Source organism: Streptomyces amritsarensis, assembly GCF_001953875.1.
Lineage (GTDB): Bacteria > Actinomycetota > Actinomycetes > Streptomycetales > Streptomycetaceae > Streptomyces > Streptomyces amritsarensis.
Map to the genome: position 1 here is coordinate 89,843 of NZ_MQUR01000010.1, position 14,503 is coordinate 104,345.

General features: G+C 73.6%; 15 protein-coding genes. 4 read left to right on the forward strand and 11 right to left on the reverse strand.

Annotation, left to right across the window (positions count from 1 at the left end):
* Positions 1-27: 27 nt before the first annotated feature.
* The 3 genes from AVW11_RS07115 to AVW11_RS07125 form a co-directional block, all read right to left on the reverse strand.
* Positions 28-1,440, reverse strand: coding sequence for an alpha/beta hydrolase family protein (locus tag AVW11_RS07115; protein WP_076043535.1), 1,413 nt, complete (start codon positions 1,438-1,440; stop codon positions 28-30).
* Positions 1,441-1,520: 80 nt separating this feature from the next.
* Positions 1,521-2,201, reverse strand: coding sequence for a (2Fe-2S)-binding protein (locus AVW11_RS07120; protein WP_076043536.1), 681 nt, complete (start codon positions 2,199-2,201; stop codon positions 1,521-1,523).
* A 163-nt stretch (positions 2,202-2,364) separates the two neighbouring features.
* Entirely contained in the window at positions 2,365-3,165 is an 801-nt protein-coding gene (locus AVW11_RS07125) for an alpha/beta fold hydrolase (RefSeq protein ID WP_030843266.1), read from the reverse strand.
* Positions 3,166-3,305: 140 nt separating this feature from the next.
* Here AVW11_RS07125 and AVW11_RS07130 point away from each other — a divergent pair, with 140 nt between their 5' ends.
* Together AVW11_RS07130 and AVW11_RS07135 are read left to right on the forward strand one after the other, a co-directional pair.
* Complete coding sequence (locus tag AVW11_RS07130) at positions 3,306-3,992, forward strand: GNAT family N-acetyltransferase (RefSeq protein ID WP_030820224.1); 687 nt, start codon at positions 3,306-3,308, stop codon at positions 3,990-3,992.
* 347 nt (positions 3,993-4,339) lie between these two features.
* A complete protein-coding gene (locus AVW11_RS07135; protein ID WP_079250540.1) occupies positions 4,340-5,572 on the forward strand; it encodes an alpha/beta hydrolase-fold protein in 1,233 nt (410 codons plus the stop codon).
* Here AVW11_RS07135 and AVW11_RS07140 read toward each other — a convergent pair.
* Positions 5,550-7,031, reverse strand: a complete 1,482-nt coding sequence (locus AVW11_RS07140) for a carboxylesterase/lipase family protein (RefSeq protein ID WP_076043537.1) — start codon at positions 7,029-7,031, stop codon at positions 5,550-5,552. The genes AVW11_RS07135 and AVW11_RS07140 overlap by 23 nt on opposite strands.
* A 99-nt stretch (positions 7,032-7,130) precedes the next feature.
* Between AVW11_RS07140 and AVW11_RS07145 the strand changes: the two genes are divergently transcribed.
* Positions 7,131-7,451: a hypothetical protein gene (locus AVW11_RS07145; protein ID WP_076043538.1), complete on the forward strand. Its 321-nt coding sequence runs from the start codon at positions 7,131-7,133 to the stop codon at positions 7,449-7,451.
* A gap of 95 nt (positions 7,452-7,546) precedes the next feature.
* Positions 7,547-7,831, forward strand: a complete 285-nt coding sequence (locus AVW11_RS07150) for a chaplin (RefSeq protein WP_030843278.1) — start codon at positions 7,547-7,549, stop codon at positions 7,829-7,831.
* A 96-nt stretch (positions 7,832-7,927) separates the two neighbouring features.
* Here the strand turns inward: AVW11_RS07150 and AVW11_RS07155 are convergent, their stop codons facing one another.
* From AVW11_RS07155 to AVW11_RS07185, 7 genes are all read right to left on the reverse strand, one after another.
* Positions 7,928-8,791 (reverse strand): tyrosinase family protein, encoded by an 864-nt coding sequence (locus AVW11_RS07155; RefSeq protein ID WP_030843280.1) that lies wholly within the window; start codon positions 8,789-8,791, stop codon positions 7,928-7,930.
* 30 nt (positions 8,792-8,821) lie between these two features.
* Positions 8,822-9,187 (reverse strand): tyrosinase family oxidase copper chaperone, encoded by a 366-nt coding sequence (locus tag AVW11_RS07160; RefSeq protein ID WP_060178416.1) that lies wholly within the window; start codon positions 9,185-9,187, stop codon positions 8,822-8,824.
* A 59-nt stretch (positions 9,188-9,246) separates the two neighbouring features.
* Positions 9,247-9,786, reverse strand: a complete 540-nt coding sequence (locus AVW11_RS07165) for a GNAT family N-acetyltransferase (RefSeq protein ID WP_076043539.1) — start codon at positions 9,784-9,786, stop codon at positions 9,247-9,249.
* 73 nt (positions 9,787-9,859) lie between these two features.
* Positions 9,860-10,885 carry an alpha/beta fold hydrolase gene (locus AVW11_RS07170; protein WP_107423247.1) on the reverse strand — a complete coding sequence of 342 codons (1,026 nt, stop codon included), beginning with the start codon at positions 10,883-10,885 and terminating at the stop codon, positions 9,860-9,862.
* Positions 10,886-11,000: 115 nt separating this feature from the next.
* Positions 11,001-12,128 carry an acyl-CoA dehydrogenase family protein gene (locus AVW11_RS07175; RefSeq protein WP_060178419.1) on the reverse strand — a complete coding sequence of 376 codons (1,128 nt, stop codon included), beginning with the start codon at positions 12,126-12,128 and terminating at the stop codon, positions 11,001-11,003.
* On the reverse strand, positions 12,125-13,318 hold the full coding sequence (locus tag AVW11_RS07180; protein WP_060178420.1) for an acyl-CoA dehydrogenase family protein: 1,194 nt from the start codon (positions 13,316-13,318) through the stop codon (positions 12,125-12,127). The genes AVW11_RS07175 and AVW11_RS07180 overlap by 4 nt, the downstream gene beginning before the upstream one ends.
* Entirely contained in the window at positions 13,315-14,292 is a 978-nt protein-coding gene (locus AVW11_RS07185; protein ID WP_076043540.1) for an NADPH:quinone oxidoreductase family protein, read from the reverse strand. Before AVW11_RS07185 ends, AVW11_RS07180 begins: the two co-directional genes overlap by 4 nt.
* Positions 14,293-14,503 lie beyond the last annotated feature (211 nt).

Genomic DNA, 14,503 nt, shown 5'->3' on the forward strand with positions numbered 1-14,503 from the left:
GCGTGAACCGGTAGGGCACACGGGCGTCTAGCGCCGCAGGACGTCGGCGAGCCAGTCGAAGACGACCTCGCAGTGCTGCTGCGGGGCCATCGGGGAGCAGTGCAACTGCGCCCCGGTGGCCTTCGTCAGTTTCACGTACTCCCGCCGCGTGCGCAGCAGTTCGTACATCGCCCGCGGCTGGCCCGGGTAGAACTGCTCGAAGTCGTAGTCCAGGACGAGCGTCGGGGCCTTGATCCGGCCGACCAGTTTGGTGATGTCGAGGCCGATGGCCACCTGGGCCGGCGTCCACAGGTCCGTGAGGACCTTGCCCGCGCGCGCCTGGCGCAGCGCCTGCCGGTCGAAGATCTCGAAGCGCTTCTTGACGGTGAAGGCCAGCTGCGGGGTCAGTTCCGGGACGACCTCCTCGTTCCAGACCCGGTTGGTCTCCTCCTTGTCGGGCGTGACGATGTCGCGCAGTTCCTTGTCGAAGCCGAGCCAGGGGCTGAGGCACCCGGGTTGCGCGACGACGGCGGCGAGCCGGTGCTCGAAGGCGGCGGCGCGCGGGGCGAGGTTGCCGCCCATGCTCAGTCCGGTGAGGGCGATCCGGTTCCCGTCGACGTCCTCGCGCCGGAGCAGCCAGTCGACGATCGGGCTGACCACGGTCTCCCAGCGGGTGGTGAAGGGGATCTCCTCCACGAACAGCAACTGCCCCTGTCCCGGGCCGTCGTAGACGAGGGCGTTCCAGCCGCGGTCGAGGGCCGCGGACACCCCGTAGGTCCACATGTCCACGTTCTGCCCGTCACTGCCGTTGGTGAGGATGACGGTGGGGCGCCGCTCGGCGGGACCGTCCGGGCGGAAGAACCACAGCGGGAGGTGCGTCCTGCCCCACGGGACCCGGTCGGTGACGGCGGCCGGCGTGCAGAGCCTCGCGAAGGTGTCCCAGGCGTCGCGTCCCTCCCGGTACACCGCCTCCTCGTCCCCCGGCTGGTCGGTGCCCAGGACGTAGAACAACGCCTGCGCGTAGTACTGGGCCGCCCGCAGGGAGCGGAAGCGGCGGGTCTGCGACGGTGCCCCGGCGCCGCCGCGGCCTGCGGCCGGCGGCGCGGCGAGCCGGTCGCCCCAGGACCGGAAGGTGTCGGTGTACGTCTGCTCCGACAGGCCGGCGGCGTTGATGGTGTTGACCGCGGTGAGCACCTCGCCGACCTCCGAGGCGCGCATGCCGGCGGCTCCGAGCGCGAGCAGCCCCGCGAAGTTGAAGCCGGGGTCGGCGAAGAGCCTCATCGCTCCGGGCGCCGGATCCGAGGCCGTGGGGGTCGGCGTGGTGGACGCGGACGGGCTGGGAGCGGCGGCCGCGGTGCAGGCGGTGGTCCCGACGGCGAGCGCCCCGGTGCCCGCGGCCAGCCCGGTCAGGGCGGCACGGCGGGTGAGGGAAGCGGGCTGGTGCGGTGTGCTTGCGGTCATGGAGGGGACGCTACGACGCACCCGCGCGCCGCAGGTGCCGCCGCGCCCTCCCCTGCTCCGAACGGGCTCCCGCGGACGGCTCAGCCACTGCGCCGGGTGCGCAGGACGCAGTCGCCGCACAGTCCGCCGCCGCCCGGGACCCGGTAGTAGAGGCAGCAGCTGCGCCGTACGAAGGCCACGCCGAGCCCTTCCTCGTGGAGGAACGCGCCGGTGCCGGCGAGCGCGCCGTCCTCGGCGAGCAGGTCGCGCACCAGCCCGGGGGCCGCGCCGCCCGGGACCCGGTCGACGAGCACCCGCAGCGCGCCGACCAGCCCGGACGCGGCGTTGCCCCGCAGGACCGTCGGGGAGACCCCGTACCGCGCCCGCAGAGCCGTCTCCAGCAGGGCCAGGTGTCCCAGGACCGACTCTCCGAGGTCGTCCGCGGGCCGGCCGGCGGGCTCGGGCAGCCAGAGCTGGAGCGAACCCGCCTCCGGCACCCGCCACCAGACCCGGTCGGCGGCCAGGTCCGGCACCCGCCCGGACAGGGCCGCGCACCCCAGCCCGATCGACCACAGCCGGGAGGCGATCCCGAACTGGGCGGTCGAGGCGGCCACCCTGCCGGGTCCGCTGCCGATCCGGCGGCCCACCTCGGCCACGTACGGGTCGAGGTGCCCGTCGTACAGCGCGGTGAGCGGCAGGAAGCCGGGCCCGGGCGGCTCCTCGCCGTGCCCGACGGTGAAGAAGGGCCCCACGTCGGCCAGTCGCCGCAGTACGTCGTCCATACCCGGAATGATCTCAGGCCCCTGCATGGTCGTGCTCACGTCACCGCGCGGGCGGTCAGGCCGGGTCCGGGGTCGCTCCGGGAGCCGCCGGCAGCCCCCCGGCAGGTCGTCGACGACCCAGTAGGCCACCGCGCCGCCCGGCGCCGCGGGGCCCGCCCCCGGGTCAGAGGCCGGCGAGGAACTCCAGGAGCGCCCGGTTGACGGCCTCCGGCTGCTCCACGCCCGGCAGGTGCCCGGCGCCCTCGATCACGGTGAGCACCGAGTTCGGCAGCAGCGCGTGCAGGGCCTCGGCCTCCGCGACCGGGGTGAAGACGTCGTCGGCGCCGACCAGCACCAGGCAGGGCTCGGCGGCGCCGGCGAGCACCGGCCGGTAGTCGGGGCGCTCGGCCCGGCCGCGCTGGGCGGCGGCCGCGCCCTCGGGGTCGGTCGCGCACATCATGGCGCGGACCCGGGCGGCGGTTTCGGGCATGCCGGTCACGTTGTAGGGCGCCAGCATCTTGCCGATCACCTCTTCCGCGTAGGGCCGCATGCCCTCGGTGATCAGCCGCTCGGCGGTCTCCCGGCGGAGTTTCGCCCCGGCTTCCGTCTCGGGGACCGGGGAGGTGTCGCAGAGCACGAGGGCCCGTACCAGACCCGGGTGGCGCAGTCGCACCTCCATCGCGATCTGCCCGCCCATGGACACTCCACCGACGACCACACGTTCGATGCCCAGCCCGGCGAGGAGGGCGGCGAGGTCGTCCGCGAGATCGGCGAGCAGGGCCTTGCCCGGCAGCACCGGACTGTCTCCGTATCCTCGCAGGTCAGGCGTGATCACACGGTATCCGGCGGCCGTGAGCGCGGCCGTCTGGGGGGCCCACATCGTGCGGTTGAAGGGATGTCCGTGGATCAGGATTACGGGCGCTCCGGCGCGGGGACCCAAGTCGTCGAAAACCAGCGTCACACCATTGCCAAATTGGGGCTTCATGAGAGGACTTTAAGGGGCTACATTGAGCCACTCGCGTTCACCTGACAGCCGGTTGCCTTTCACTCGTGTTTTGCACGGGGGGCGACGTCATGGACGCAGACTGTGCAACCACCCCACCGCCCAGAAGGACCGAAGGCTCCGTGCCCGTACCCGTACACCTCGCGGGCCGCACCGTGCGGCTCGAGCCCCTCGCACCCCACCACACCGAGGCCCTGGCCGTGGCCGGTGCCGAGGATCGTACGACTTACGCCTTCACCCCCGTACCCCACGGAGTGCAGGCGTCACACGAGTACATCGACCGCGCGCTCGCCGATCAGGCAGCGGGTCGATCGCTTCCGTTCGCCATCGTCAGAGCCACTGACGGGCGCGTGGTCGGCTCGACGCGGTTCCTGGAACTCGACTACTGGCAGGGGCCGCTGGTGTGGCCCGCCGTGCCGGGCGTCCCGTTCGGCGATCCGGCGACGGCGATCCCCGACGCCGCCGAGATCGGCAACACCTGGCTGTCCCCGACGGCCCAGGGCACCGGCATCAACACCGAGGCGAAGCTGCTCATGCTCCGCCACGCCTTCGAGACCTGGGGGGTCCGGCGCATCTCGCTGCGCGCCGACGCGCGCAACGGCCGGTCGCGGGCCGCGATGGAACGTCTCGGCTTCACCTGCGAGGGGGTCCGCCGGGCCCATTCGCGGGGGCTGGACGGCGCCGTCCGCAGCACGGCCTTCTACTCGATCCTCGACGAGGAGTGGCCGGCCGTACGGTCGATCATCGAGCTGAGGCTGTCGGCCGGGGCGCAGCGCAAGCGCCGCCGCAAGACCCTGATCCCGGCCTAGTCACCGCGACCGGGCCGGACGGAAAAACGGTCCTGCCCCGGCCCCTCGTCCGAGGGGGGCCGGGGCGAGGGCCGAGTCCGCCGCCGGGCCGGGGCTCCGCTCCCGTCGCCCGGTACGGCGTACAGGTCGGCGCCGCGGTCCCCCGGCAGGCAGTGGACGGCCGGGTGCGCGCGCCACCGGATCGGTGCCTGCTACGACCACCGTGCAATGGGCTGCCCCAGGAAACCCCAAGAGAAGGGAAAGTGCGGAACCCCCGGCGTACTCACGTTCATCTTCCGAACGCAAGAACCGAGACGTCGGACCACCCGCCCCTTCCGGGGGCAGCACCAGCCGGAGAGCCACCGCACATGTCGTACGCACCCGAGGGGCAGCAGCACCAGCCTTACCGGCCGGAGGGGCAGAGCCCGCAGCCGCCCGCCGGCGACCCGTACGGGCAGCCGCACGGACAGTCACCGTACGCGGACCGGTACGGCGGGCCGGCCCCGGCGTTCGGGGAGCAGGAGCGGACCGAGGCCCCGCGCCGCCGGGGCCGGCGCCTGCTGATCGCCGGTGTGTCGGTCCTCGCACTCGCGGGCATAGCCGCCGGCGTGATGGCCTACTACGAGATACCCCCCTTCACCGACAAGGGCTCGGCGGTCTCCTTCGGGCAGGACGGGGGCGGCAAGGGCTCCGGTCAGGGCGGCGCGGGGAGCGGGCAGCCGGCCAACTCCAAGATGCTCATGCCGACCGGGCCGGCGGCCGAGTTCAAGAACTCGATGACCTTGGCCGACGGCACGCACGTGGCCGTGACCACCCTGGACGGCAAGAAGTCCGGCTTCAAGGGCAAGGTCTGGGTGTGGGCCCCCAAGGAGTACAACGACCCGAAGTTCGCCAAGAGCGGCTTCCCGGTCATGATCGCCCTGCCGGGCGGTGCAGGTTACCCGAACAACTACTGGATGGGCACCGACCTCGGCCTCCAGACCAGCATCAGCAAGTGGTACGCGGAGGGCAAGAGCAAGCCCTTCCTGCTGGCCATGCCGGTGCTCAACCCCGGCCCGGACGACAAGGGCGTCTACTGGGACGGCTCGGACATCCCCGGCCAGCCGAAGATGGGCACCTGGCTGACCGAGGACGTCCCGGACCTGATGAAGGCGAATTTCCGTACGGTGAAGTCCCGTGACGGCTGGGCCTTCATGGGCTCCTCCACCGGCGGGTTCGCGGGCATGAAGGCCGTGCTGAAGCACCCGGACAAGTTCAAGGCCGTGATCGCCTCCGGCCCGGACATCGTCCCGGACTCCTCCCTGTGGAAGGGCCACGACAAGGAGAAGGCCGAGAACAACCCGGAGCTGCTGGCCAAGCAACTCATCGACGCCAAGGGCCCGGACGTCTACATCGCCTTCCAGGTCGGCGACAACGAGAGCAACAAGAAGACCCTGCCGGACGTGGAGAAGTTCGTCGCCACCTTCGGCAACAAGGGGCCCGTGCACACCAGCCTGCGGGTGATCCCGGGCGGCCGGCACAACGCAAAGACCTACGTCCCGAACATGGGCGAGGGGCCGATCCAGTACATCAGCAAGGTCATGGAAGGGCCGGTCGAGTAGCCCTCGGCTCCTGCGTCCGCTCCAGCTCCGGCCCGCCGAACACCTTCGGCGGGCCGCCGCCGTTCCAGGGCGCCCAGCCCGGTTCGCCCGTCGTCGCGAACCGCACCCACGCCCCGTGCATCTCGTCGGCCAGCTCCTGCGGGGTGTCCCGGCCGGCCAGCCACCCGGCCTCGGGCACGGACAGGGTGTCGAACACGAAGCCCAGCTCCAGGGCGTGGCAGGCCCCGAGTCCTGGGACGCCCGAGCACCAGGCGAATTCGTACAGGAAGCTCGGCGCCGCCCGCCGGGCCCCGGCGAGCCTGCGCAGCGGGTCGCGCAGCCGCCGGTCGGTGAACAGCTGACCGGCGAGCTCGGCGGGACCGGCCCCGGGCAGGGCGGTGCGCAGTGCCGCCACGGCGGCCCGGTCCTTGCCGGTACGGGTCCGCGCCAGTGCCACGGCGAGCGGCCCCATCCGGTCCAGCAGCCGCATTCCGCCGGTCGGGGCCAGCCAGAGCCGGTACTCCTCGGTGGTCCATCCGAACAGCAGGGGCACCGCGCCGGAAGCCGGGTCCTCGTCGGCGGTCAGGGCGTCGAGGGGATCGGCGGGCAGCGTGTCCGGGTCGACGACCAGGCCGAAGGCGGGTCCGTCGAGGAGGGGGCCCGATCTGCGCAGGACGGCCGCCTGGGCGGCCATCAGGTCGGGCAGGGAGACGGCGGTGAAGGCCGCGGCGGTCGCCTCGACCTTCAGCAGCGAGGCCATCCGCCGGACCATGGCCCGCACCCGGGGGCGGGGCAGGGCCTCGGGGGCTCCGCTCTGCAGGACCGCCTGGTGGAAGAGTCCGGCCGCGCGGGGCGCGGCCAGGAGGGCGCCGATGCTGATGGCTCCGGCGGATTCGCCGAAGAGGGTGACGCGGGCCGGGTCTCCGCCGAAGGCCTCGATGTTGTCGCGGACCCATTCGAGGGCGGCGATCTGGTCCAGGAGGCCGCGGTTGGCGGGTGCGTCGGGGAAGAGCCCGTACCCGAGGACGCCGAGGCGGAAGTTGAAGGAGACCAGCACGACGCCGTCGCGGGCGAAGGCGGAGCCGTCGTAGACGGGCACGGCCGAGGAGCCGCGGGTGTGCGCCCCGCCGTGGATCCACACCATGACCGGAAGGCCGGCCCCGTCAGCGGGCTCGGGGGTCCACACGTTCACGTTCAGGCAGTCGTCGCCGGGGATGACCGGGTCGGGCAGCAGGGCCGCGAACGTGGGCGGGTAGGGCACCTTCGGGGCGGTCGGCCCGAAGGCCGCGGCCTCGCGGACGCCGTCCCAGGGGGCCGGGGGCGCGGGGGGTGCCAGGCGGAGGGCGCCGACGGGTGGGGCGGCGTAGGGGATGCCCAGGAAGACGGATATCCCGTCCGCCCCGGTACGGCCCTCCACCACGCCGGCCCGGGTCTCGACCCGCGGCCGGCCGACGCCGCCTGCGACGCCCTGTGCACTCATCCCGTCCTCCTGCTGCTGGTACCGGTCCCGCACGGTCGCACAGCCGCCCAACGGGTGACAACGCGTGACCGGGCCGGGGACCGGCCCGGTTGGACGGGCATGCGAATCCTGCGTATCCACCACACTCTGCCCGTCCTTCTGCTGGTGGGCATCTCGTACGCCGCCGGTCCGGCCCACGCCGCGGGGCCGGACTTCCAGTACGTCGGCCAGGACGACCGGGTCCACGGGCTCACCGCGCCGCGGGGCTGTGCCGCGGCGGAAGGCGGCGGCGGCCGTGCGGTCACGAACACGACCCGCGGCTCGGCGACCCTGTACCAGGGGCCCCGCTGCACGGGCCGGGTCGTCGGGGTGCTGCGGCCCGGGGAGGTCACCCAGGTGCGGCCGCATTTCGCTTCCGTGGCCTTTGCCGTCACCGGGTAGGCGCAGGGGCCGTGACCCCTCGGCCCTCCCCGCGTTGTATGCCATGTCAAATGCCACAGATTCTGTGGCGCCCCATATCTCACGAGGAGATCTTGATGTCGCGTATCGCGAAGGCATTCGCCCTCACCGCTGTCACCGGTAGCGCCGTGGTCGCCGGTGCGGGCCTGGCTGTCGCCGATGCCGGAGCGCACGGTGCGGCGGTCGGCTCCCCCGGTGTCCTGTCGGGCAACCTTCTCCAGGTCCCGGTGCACGTCCCGATCAACGTCTGCGGCAACACCGTGAACGTGGTCGGCCTGCTCAACCCCGCGTTCGGCAACACCTGCGTCAACGCGTCGGGCGGCGGCGACCACCACACCGAGGGTGACGGCTACGGCCACTGATCGCCTGCTCGACCGAAGGGCCCCCGCCGCTCGGCGGGGGCCCTTCCCCTGTGCCCTGCTGACTTCTCCCCCGCTCCCCGCTGCTGCGCGGGCGGGTCATTCGTAGCGGTACAGTCCCCGGTGGTCGAGGACCTCGCGCGGGGTGACGTCCCAGGGCGGCATCGGCTCGTCGAGGGCGATCACCCGGCCGCGCTGGGCATCGCCGAGGGCCAGGGGCGCCGCGGGCAGGTAGCCGGAGCGGGGGTGCCGGTGCTGCCAGCGGTCCCAGATCAGGTCGACGAAGGCGTGGTGCAGCCAGAACGCCGGGTCGTTGGGCGCCGTACCGCCCGTCATGTGGCCGCCGATCCACTGGTGGACCTTGTTGTGGTTGCGCCACCGCTCGCTCCTGGGGGCCGCCCAGCCCTCCAGCTTGTTGCGGAACCCGCCCGCCGTGGCGGTGGAGTCCCAGGGCGAGACGTCGTAGACCGGGTCGTCGATGGCCCATTGGAGCTCGGCCGGGGTGGGCAGGGCGATCGGGTTCTGCGGCCTGCCCAGGTTGCGGGTGAGGAACGCGGACTCCGTGATGCCCACGGTCACCGTCCAGTTGCCCTTGTCGTAGGCGAACGGCCCGGTCATCACCTTGCGGTCGGTCGAGCGGCCGGTGCCGCCGAGGAAATCGTCCGCCCAGAGGGAGGAGACGGGGCTGGTGTCGGTGGTCCAATCCCAGTAGGGGACGGACACGCCGGCGTCGATCTGCTGCAACTGCTTCTCGAACTCCAGCAGATAGAGCCGGTGCCACGGGAAGAAGGACGGCGACATGTGCCCGACGCGCAGCTTGCGGTCGCGGTCGGGCACGAAGTACTTGTCGTGGGTGCGCACCAGGGCGTCGTAGGCGCCGCTGCGCTTCAGCTCCAGTACCGCCGCGGTGAACCGCTTCTTCTGGGCGCTGGTGAGGTTCTTCTGGTTCTGCCGGACGTGCAACGCGTGGGTCCTCCCGTTCCCTTGGATCAGTCAGCCGTGGTGCGGGGCTGCGAACGCCAGCTGGGTCGTGCCCAGTTCGTCGACGGCGGCCCGGGCCAGTTCCAGTGGGGTCGGATAGGACTGGAAGTGGTTGATGCCGCTCAGGTAGCTGCCGTCGGCCCGGCGCATGACGTGCAGCGGCCGGCCGTCGATGCGGACCCCGGCGGCGTCGACGGCGATGTGCCGGCCGCGGTACGTCTCCTCCTCGGCCAGCGGCGCCGGTGTGAGGGTCTGCCGGGGCCGGCGGGCGCGCAGCACGGGGGCCAGGGCCGCGCCCGTGCCGGCCAGCACGGCCGCGGTGAACGCCGCGCGCAGCAGCGCGCGTCGGGTCAGGGGTGCGGCGGCGGCTGCGGACATGCGGTCTCCCTCGCTCGGTGGCCGGCGGCTACGGGTCTAACGCCGCGCGGCGGGGGAGGTCACCGGTGGGTGCCGCGGAGCTGCTTGTAGAAGAGGGTCGTCGGGTGCAGCCGGCCCGCCGGGTCGGTGGCGTAGTCGGGGATGGTGCCGGCCTCGGTCCAGCCCGCCGAGCGGTAGACGTGCTCGGCGCCGCTGCCGGTCTCGGTGTCCAGGAACAGCAGCAGCACCCCGGCGCGGACGGCCTCGGCCTCGGCGTGCGCGAGGAGGGCGCGGGCGGTGCCTCGGCCCCGGAAGGCCGGGTGGACCATGAGCTTGCGCAGCTCGGCGCGGTGGCGGCCGTTGGGCTTGGACTCCCGGTACCAGCTGACGGTGCCGTCGATGGGGCCGTCGGCGCCGGTGCGGGAGACCCACAGGGCGAGGGATCCGTCCTCGACGGCGGGCAGCAGGGAGTCCCACCAGTCGGCTGCCGCCGTGTGGTCGAGGCCCTCCAGGAAGCCGAGTGAGGAGCCGTCGCGGACCACGGCGTGCAGGAGGGCGGCGAGTTCGTCACGGTGGGTGCGTAGCGCGGTCGCGGACAACGGCGTGATCACGGCGGTCATGCGGTGAGCATAGGGATCGGTCGGGGACGGGCCGCAGGCGGGGCAGGCCGGACCTCCGGCCGGGGCGACCCGGTCAGCGCCCGGGCCCCTGTGTGCCGCCCCGCACCCGGTCGACCACGTCGCGCACGGCGTCCGCCACGGCTCGGGGCTGCTCCACGGCGATGCCGTGTCCGCTGTGGGTGTCGTCCACGTGCCGGGCGTGCAGTTCGGCGGCCAGCCGCTTCTGGGCGGCCGACCAGGCTGGCCAGGTCGAACCGCCGTCCCCCACACGGAGATCCCACGGTTCGTCGGAGCTGAGCACGGCCGCGGGGAGGGGGCGGGCGAGAGGGGGTGCGGACCTGATCTCGGCCACGCTCGCCGGGTAGTCGGGCACTTCGAGGCCTTCCGGCCCCTTCATCGCGTCGATCTTGTTCATCCAGCCCGACCACTGGGCCGGTGTCAGGGTGTCGCGCAGGTGGGTCGAGGCGCCGTCGACGGTGACCAGGCCCGCGACCCGGAGGTCGCCGGTGCGCGCCGCGAGTACGGTGATCATCGCTCCCCATGAGGCTCCGACCAGGACGTAGGGGCCGTGCTCGCCCGCCGCGGCGAGCACCGCCCGCAGGTCGGCGGCGCCGTCCGCCGCCGTGGTGGGCTGCGGCACCGCGGTCGTGGGGCTCGGCCCGTCGCCGAACCTCGTGGTGCCGGGGCGGTCGTAGGCGCACACCCGGGTGAAGGAGGCGACCGTCGGGAGGACCGCGGAGCTCCTCGGCGTCGGGGCGGCTTCCGGGCGGGCCGGGTCGACCGCGTGGGTCCATTCGTCCGCGGCGCCGCGCGCTCCGGACACCAGCACCACCGTCGGCGTGCCCGTTCCCCGGCACTCGACGTGGACGCGACGGCCGCCGGGGAGGGACACGGTGCCCGCGAAGTCGCCCCGGGAGGCGCTGTCGCCGGGCGGGTCCGTACCGTCGCGGGTGACGGTACGGACCCCCGTTGCGAGACCGGGTGGGGCGGCGAGCGCCGGGAGAGCGGACAGGGCCACCGCGGCCGCGACGGCCGGGGCGAGCCGGCGGGGGCGACGCGCCGCGGTGCGCGACGGCGGAGCCCGGCGTGGTGCGGGCATGCGTCCAGTCTGGCACCCGCCTCCCGGGACCGCAGCCGCCGCGGTCGGTTTCCTGCGCCGGGGCGGCGCGGCGGTGCCGGGGTCCGCGGGTCCGGCACCATCCGCCGGGCACCTCCTACGGCGCCGGGAGTTCCGCGAACTCGGCGACCAGGCCGCGGTGGTGGCCGGCCGTGCCGAGGGCGAGGGAGTCGGCCTTGGCCCGCTTGAGGTAGAGGTGGGCCGGGTGTTCCCACGTCATGCCGATGCCTCCGTGGAGTTGGACGCACTCCTCGGCGGCGCGGACGGCCACCCCCGAGCAGTGGGCCTGGGCCACGGCGACGGTGAGGGGCGTGTCGGGGGCTCCGGTGGCGAGTGCGTCGGCGGCGGCCCTGGCCGCCGCCCGGGCGGAGGCCACGTCCAGCCAGAGCCGCGCCAGGCGGTGCTTGAGGGCCTGGAAGGAGCCGACGGGCCGGTTGAACTGGTAGCGGCCCTTGACGTGTGCGACGGTCTCGGTCAGGCACCACTCGGCCAGCCCGACCTGCTCGGACGCGAGCAGTCCCGCCGCGCAGAGCAGTGCTCCGGCGACGGCCGCCCGAGCCGTGGCCGGGTCGGCGAGGCGGGCGCCCGGGGCCGCCTCCAGGGTGACGGTGGCGAGCGGGCGGGTCAGGTCCAGGGGTACGAGCGGGGCGACGCCGACATCCCCGGCGCGGACCGCGTACAGCCCGGTGTCGGCCAGGACGAGCAGGACGTCGGCGGCCACCGCGTCCGCCACGGCGGTGACCGTGCCGGTCAGGGTCCCCCCGCCGGAGTCCCGTACGGGCGCCGGCAGCCGGGCGCCGGGGGCGAGGGTCAGCGGCACGGCGGGCGCGCAGACGGTGCGGCCCGAGGCGATCTCCGCCAGCAGCGGGGCGGCTTCGGCCGTGTCGCAGGCGAGCAGGATCTCCGTGGCGAGCACGGCGCTCGTGAGGTACGGGACGGGCGCCACGGCCCGGCCCAGCTCTTCCATCACCACGGCGGCCTCACGGTGCCCCGCACCCTGCCCTCCGAACTTCTCCGGTACGAGGAGCCCCGCCGTGCCGATCTCGACGGCGAGGGTGTGCCACAGGCCCGGGTCGTGCGGCCGGCCCGTCTCGGCCCGGGCGAGGACCGCCTTGGCCTCGCACCGGTCGGTGAGGAGCGAGCGTACGGCGGCGCGCAGTTCCTCCTCGGCCTCGGAGTAGAGGAGGTCGGCCGGGGCCGCGGGCGCTGCTGCCGGTGCCGTCATCGGGACAGGTCCTTCCATGCGAGGTCCTTGTCGTCGCGCGGCTCGGGGGGCAGGCCGAGGACGCGTTCGGCGACGATGTTGAGGAGGATTTCGCTCGTGCCGCCCTCGATGCTGTTGCCCTTGGCGCGCAGGTAGCGGTAGCCGGCGTCGCGGCCGGTGAAGTCGACCAGTTCGGGGCGGCGCATCGTCCAGTCCTCGTACAGGAGGCCTTCCTCGCCGAGGAGTTCGACCTCCAGGCCGCTGATCTCCTGGTTGAGCCGGGCGAAGGTCAGCTTCATGCCCGAGCCTTCGGGGCCGGGCTGGCCGGCGGCGAGCTGCTGGCGCAGCCGCTCCCCGGTGAGGCGGGCGACCTCGGCCTCGACCCACAGGTCCAGCAGCCGCTGGTGGAGGGCGTGGGTGCGCAGTTCGGGGCGTTCGCGCCAGGCCGCCGCGACGGGGGCGATCATGCCGCCCTCGCGGGGGATGCGCATGCCGCCGATGGAGACGCGTTCGTTCATCAGGGTGGTGCGGGCCACCGCCCAGCCCTCGCCGACGGCGCCGAGGCGGTGGGTGTCGGGGATGCGGACGCCGGTGAGGAAGACCTCGTTGAACTCGGCCTCGCCGGTGATCTGGCGCAGCGGCCGGACCTCGACGCCGGGGTCGTGCATGTCGCAGAGGAAGTAGGTGATGCCCCGGTGCTTGGGGAGGGCCGGGTCGGTGCGGGCGACGAGGATGCCCCAGCGGGCGTTGTGGGCGCTGGACGTCCAGACCTTCTGGCCGTCGACGGTCCACTCGCCGGCGGCCTCGTCGAGGACGGCCCGGGTGGCGAGCGCGGCGAGGTCGGATCCGGCGCCGGGTTCGCTGAAGAGCTGGCACCAGACCTCCTCGCCCACCCACAGGGGGCGCAGGAAGCGCCGCTTCTGCTCCTCGGTGCCGTACGCGAGGATCGTGGGCGCGGCCATGCCGAGGCCGATGCCGATGCGGCGCGGGTCGTTGTCGGGGGCGCCCGCGGCGTCGAGTTCGGCGTCGACGACGGCCTGGAGGGAACGCGGCGCGCCGAGTCCGCCGAGGCCCTCGGGGTAGTGCACCCAGGCGAGTCCGGCGTCGAAGCGGGCGCGGAGGAAGTCGTCGCGGGGTGTGGTCGCGGGCGGGTGCGCGGCGAGCAGGTCCCGGACTCGTGCGAGCAGCCGGTCGGCGGTGATCGCTGTCATCGGGCCGCTCCCGGCTGCCGGGGCATGGCCAGGACCACTCGGCCGGTGGTGGTGCCGTCGGCGAGGCGCTGCAGGGCGTCGGCGACGCCGGGGAGTGCGACGAGCTCGCTGATCAGGGGCTTGACGGCGCCTTCGGCGGCGAGGCGGCCCAGTTCGGTGTGGCAGGCGAGTACCGCGGCCGGGTCCTTGGCCGCGTAGAGGCCCCAGTGCAGGCCGAGGATCGCGTAGTTCTTGATGAGGGCGTGGTTGAGGGCGGGGGCGGGGATGTCGCCGCTCGCGAAGCCGACGACGACGATCCGGCCCTCGAAGGCCACGCATCTGGCGGAGGCGGTGTACGAGTCGCCGCCGACGGGGTCGTAGACCACGTCGGCGCCGCGTCCGCCGGTGAACTCCTTGACCCGGGCGACGACGTCCTCGCCCGTACGGTCGATCACCAGGTCGCAGCCGAGCTCCTCGGCGGTGCGCACCTTGGCCTTGCCTCCGACGACCCCGATGACGGTGGCTCCGGCGGCCTTGCCGAGCTGGACGGCCGCACTGCCGACCCCGCCCGCGGCGGCGTGCACGAGCAGGGTTTCGCCCGGCTGGAGGCGTGCCCGGCGGTGCAGCCCGAACCAGCCGGTCTGGTAGCCGATGTGGAGGGCTGCGGCCTCGGCGTCGTTCAGGGTTTCGGGGGCCGGGAGCAGGGACCGCTCGGACGCGATCACGTATTCGGCGAAGCCGCCGTGGGGCAGGCTCGGGGTGGCGATGACGCGGCGGCCGTCGTCGGTGAGGCCGCAGATCTCCACGCCGGGGGTGAAAGGCAGCGGCGGGCGGATCTGGTACTGGCCGCGGACGAGCAGCGCGTCGGGGAAGTTGAGGTTCGCCGCGAGTACCCGCAGCCGCACCTCGCCCTCGCCCGGGACCGGTGGGGGAATCTCCTCCAGGCGCAGGGCCTCTCGGGGCTCGCCGGGGGTATGTACTCGCCATGCCTGCATCCGGGGCCTCCAGCCGCCGTCGAGGAATCATGTTCCGCGCGCATACTAAGCGGTCGCTTGCCTCCCTGTGAACCGCCGACCGCCGGGGAACGCCGGGGTCCGCATCGACACGCGCGATTCAGGCCACGTTCGTCTCAAGATCAGGCAACATGTGGCGTGCACGTGTCATGACTCAACGGGGAACAGCACCTGTCCAGGGGGGACCACATGA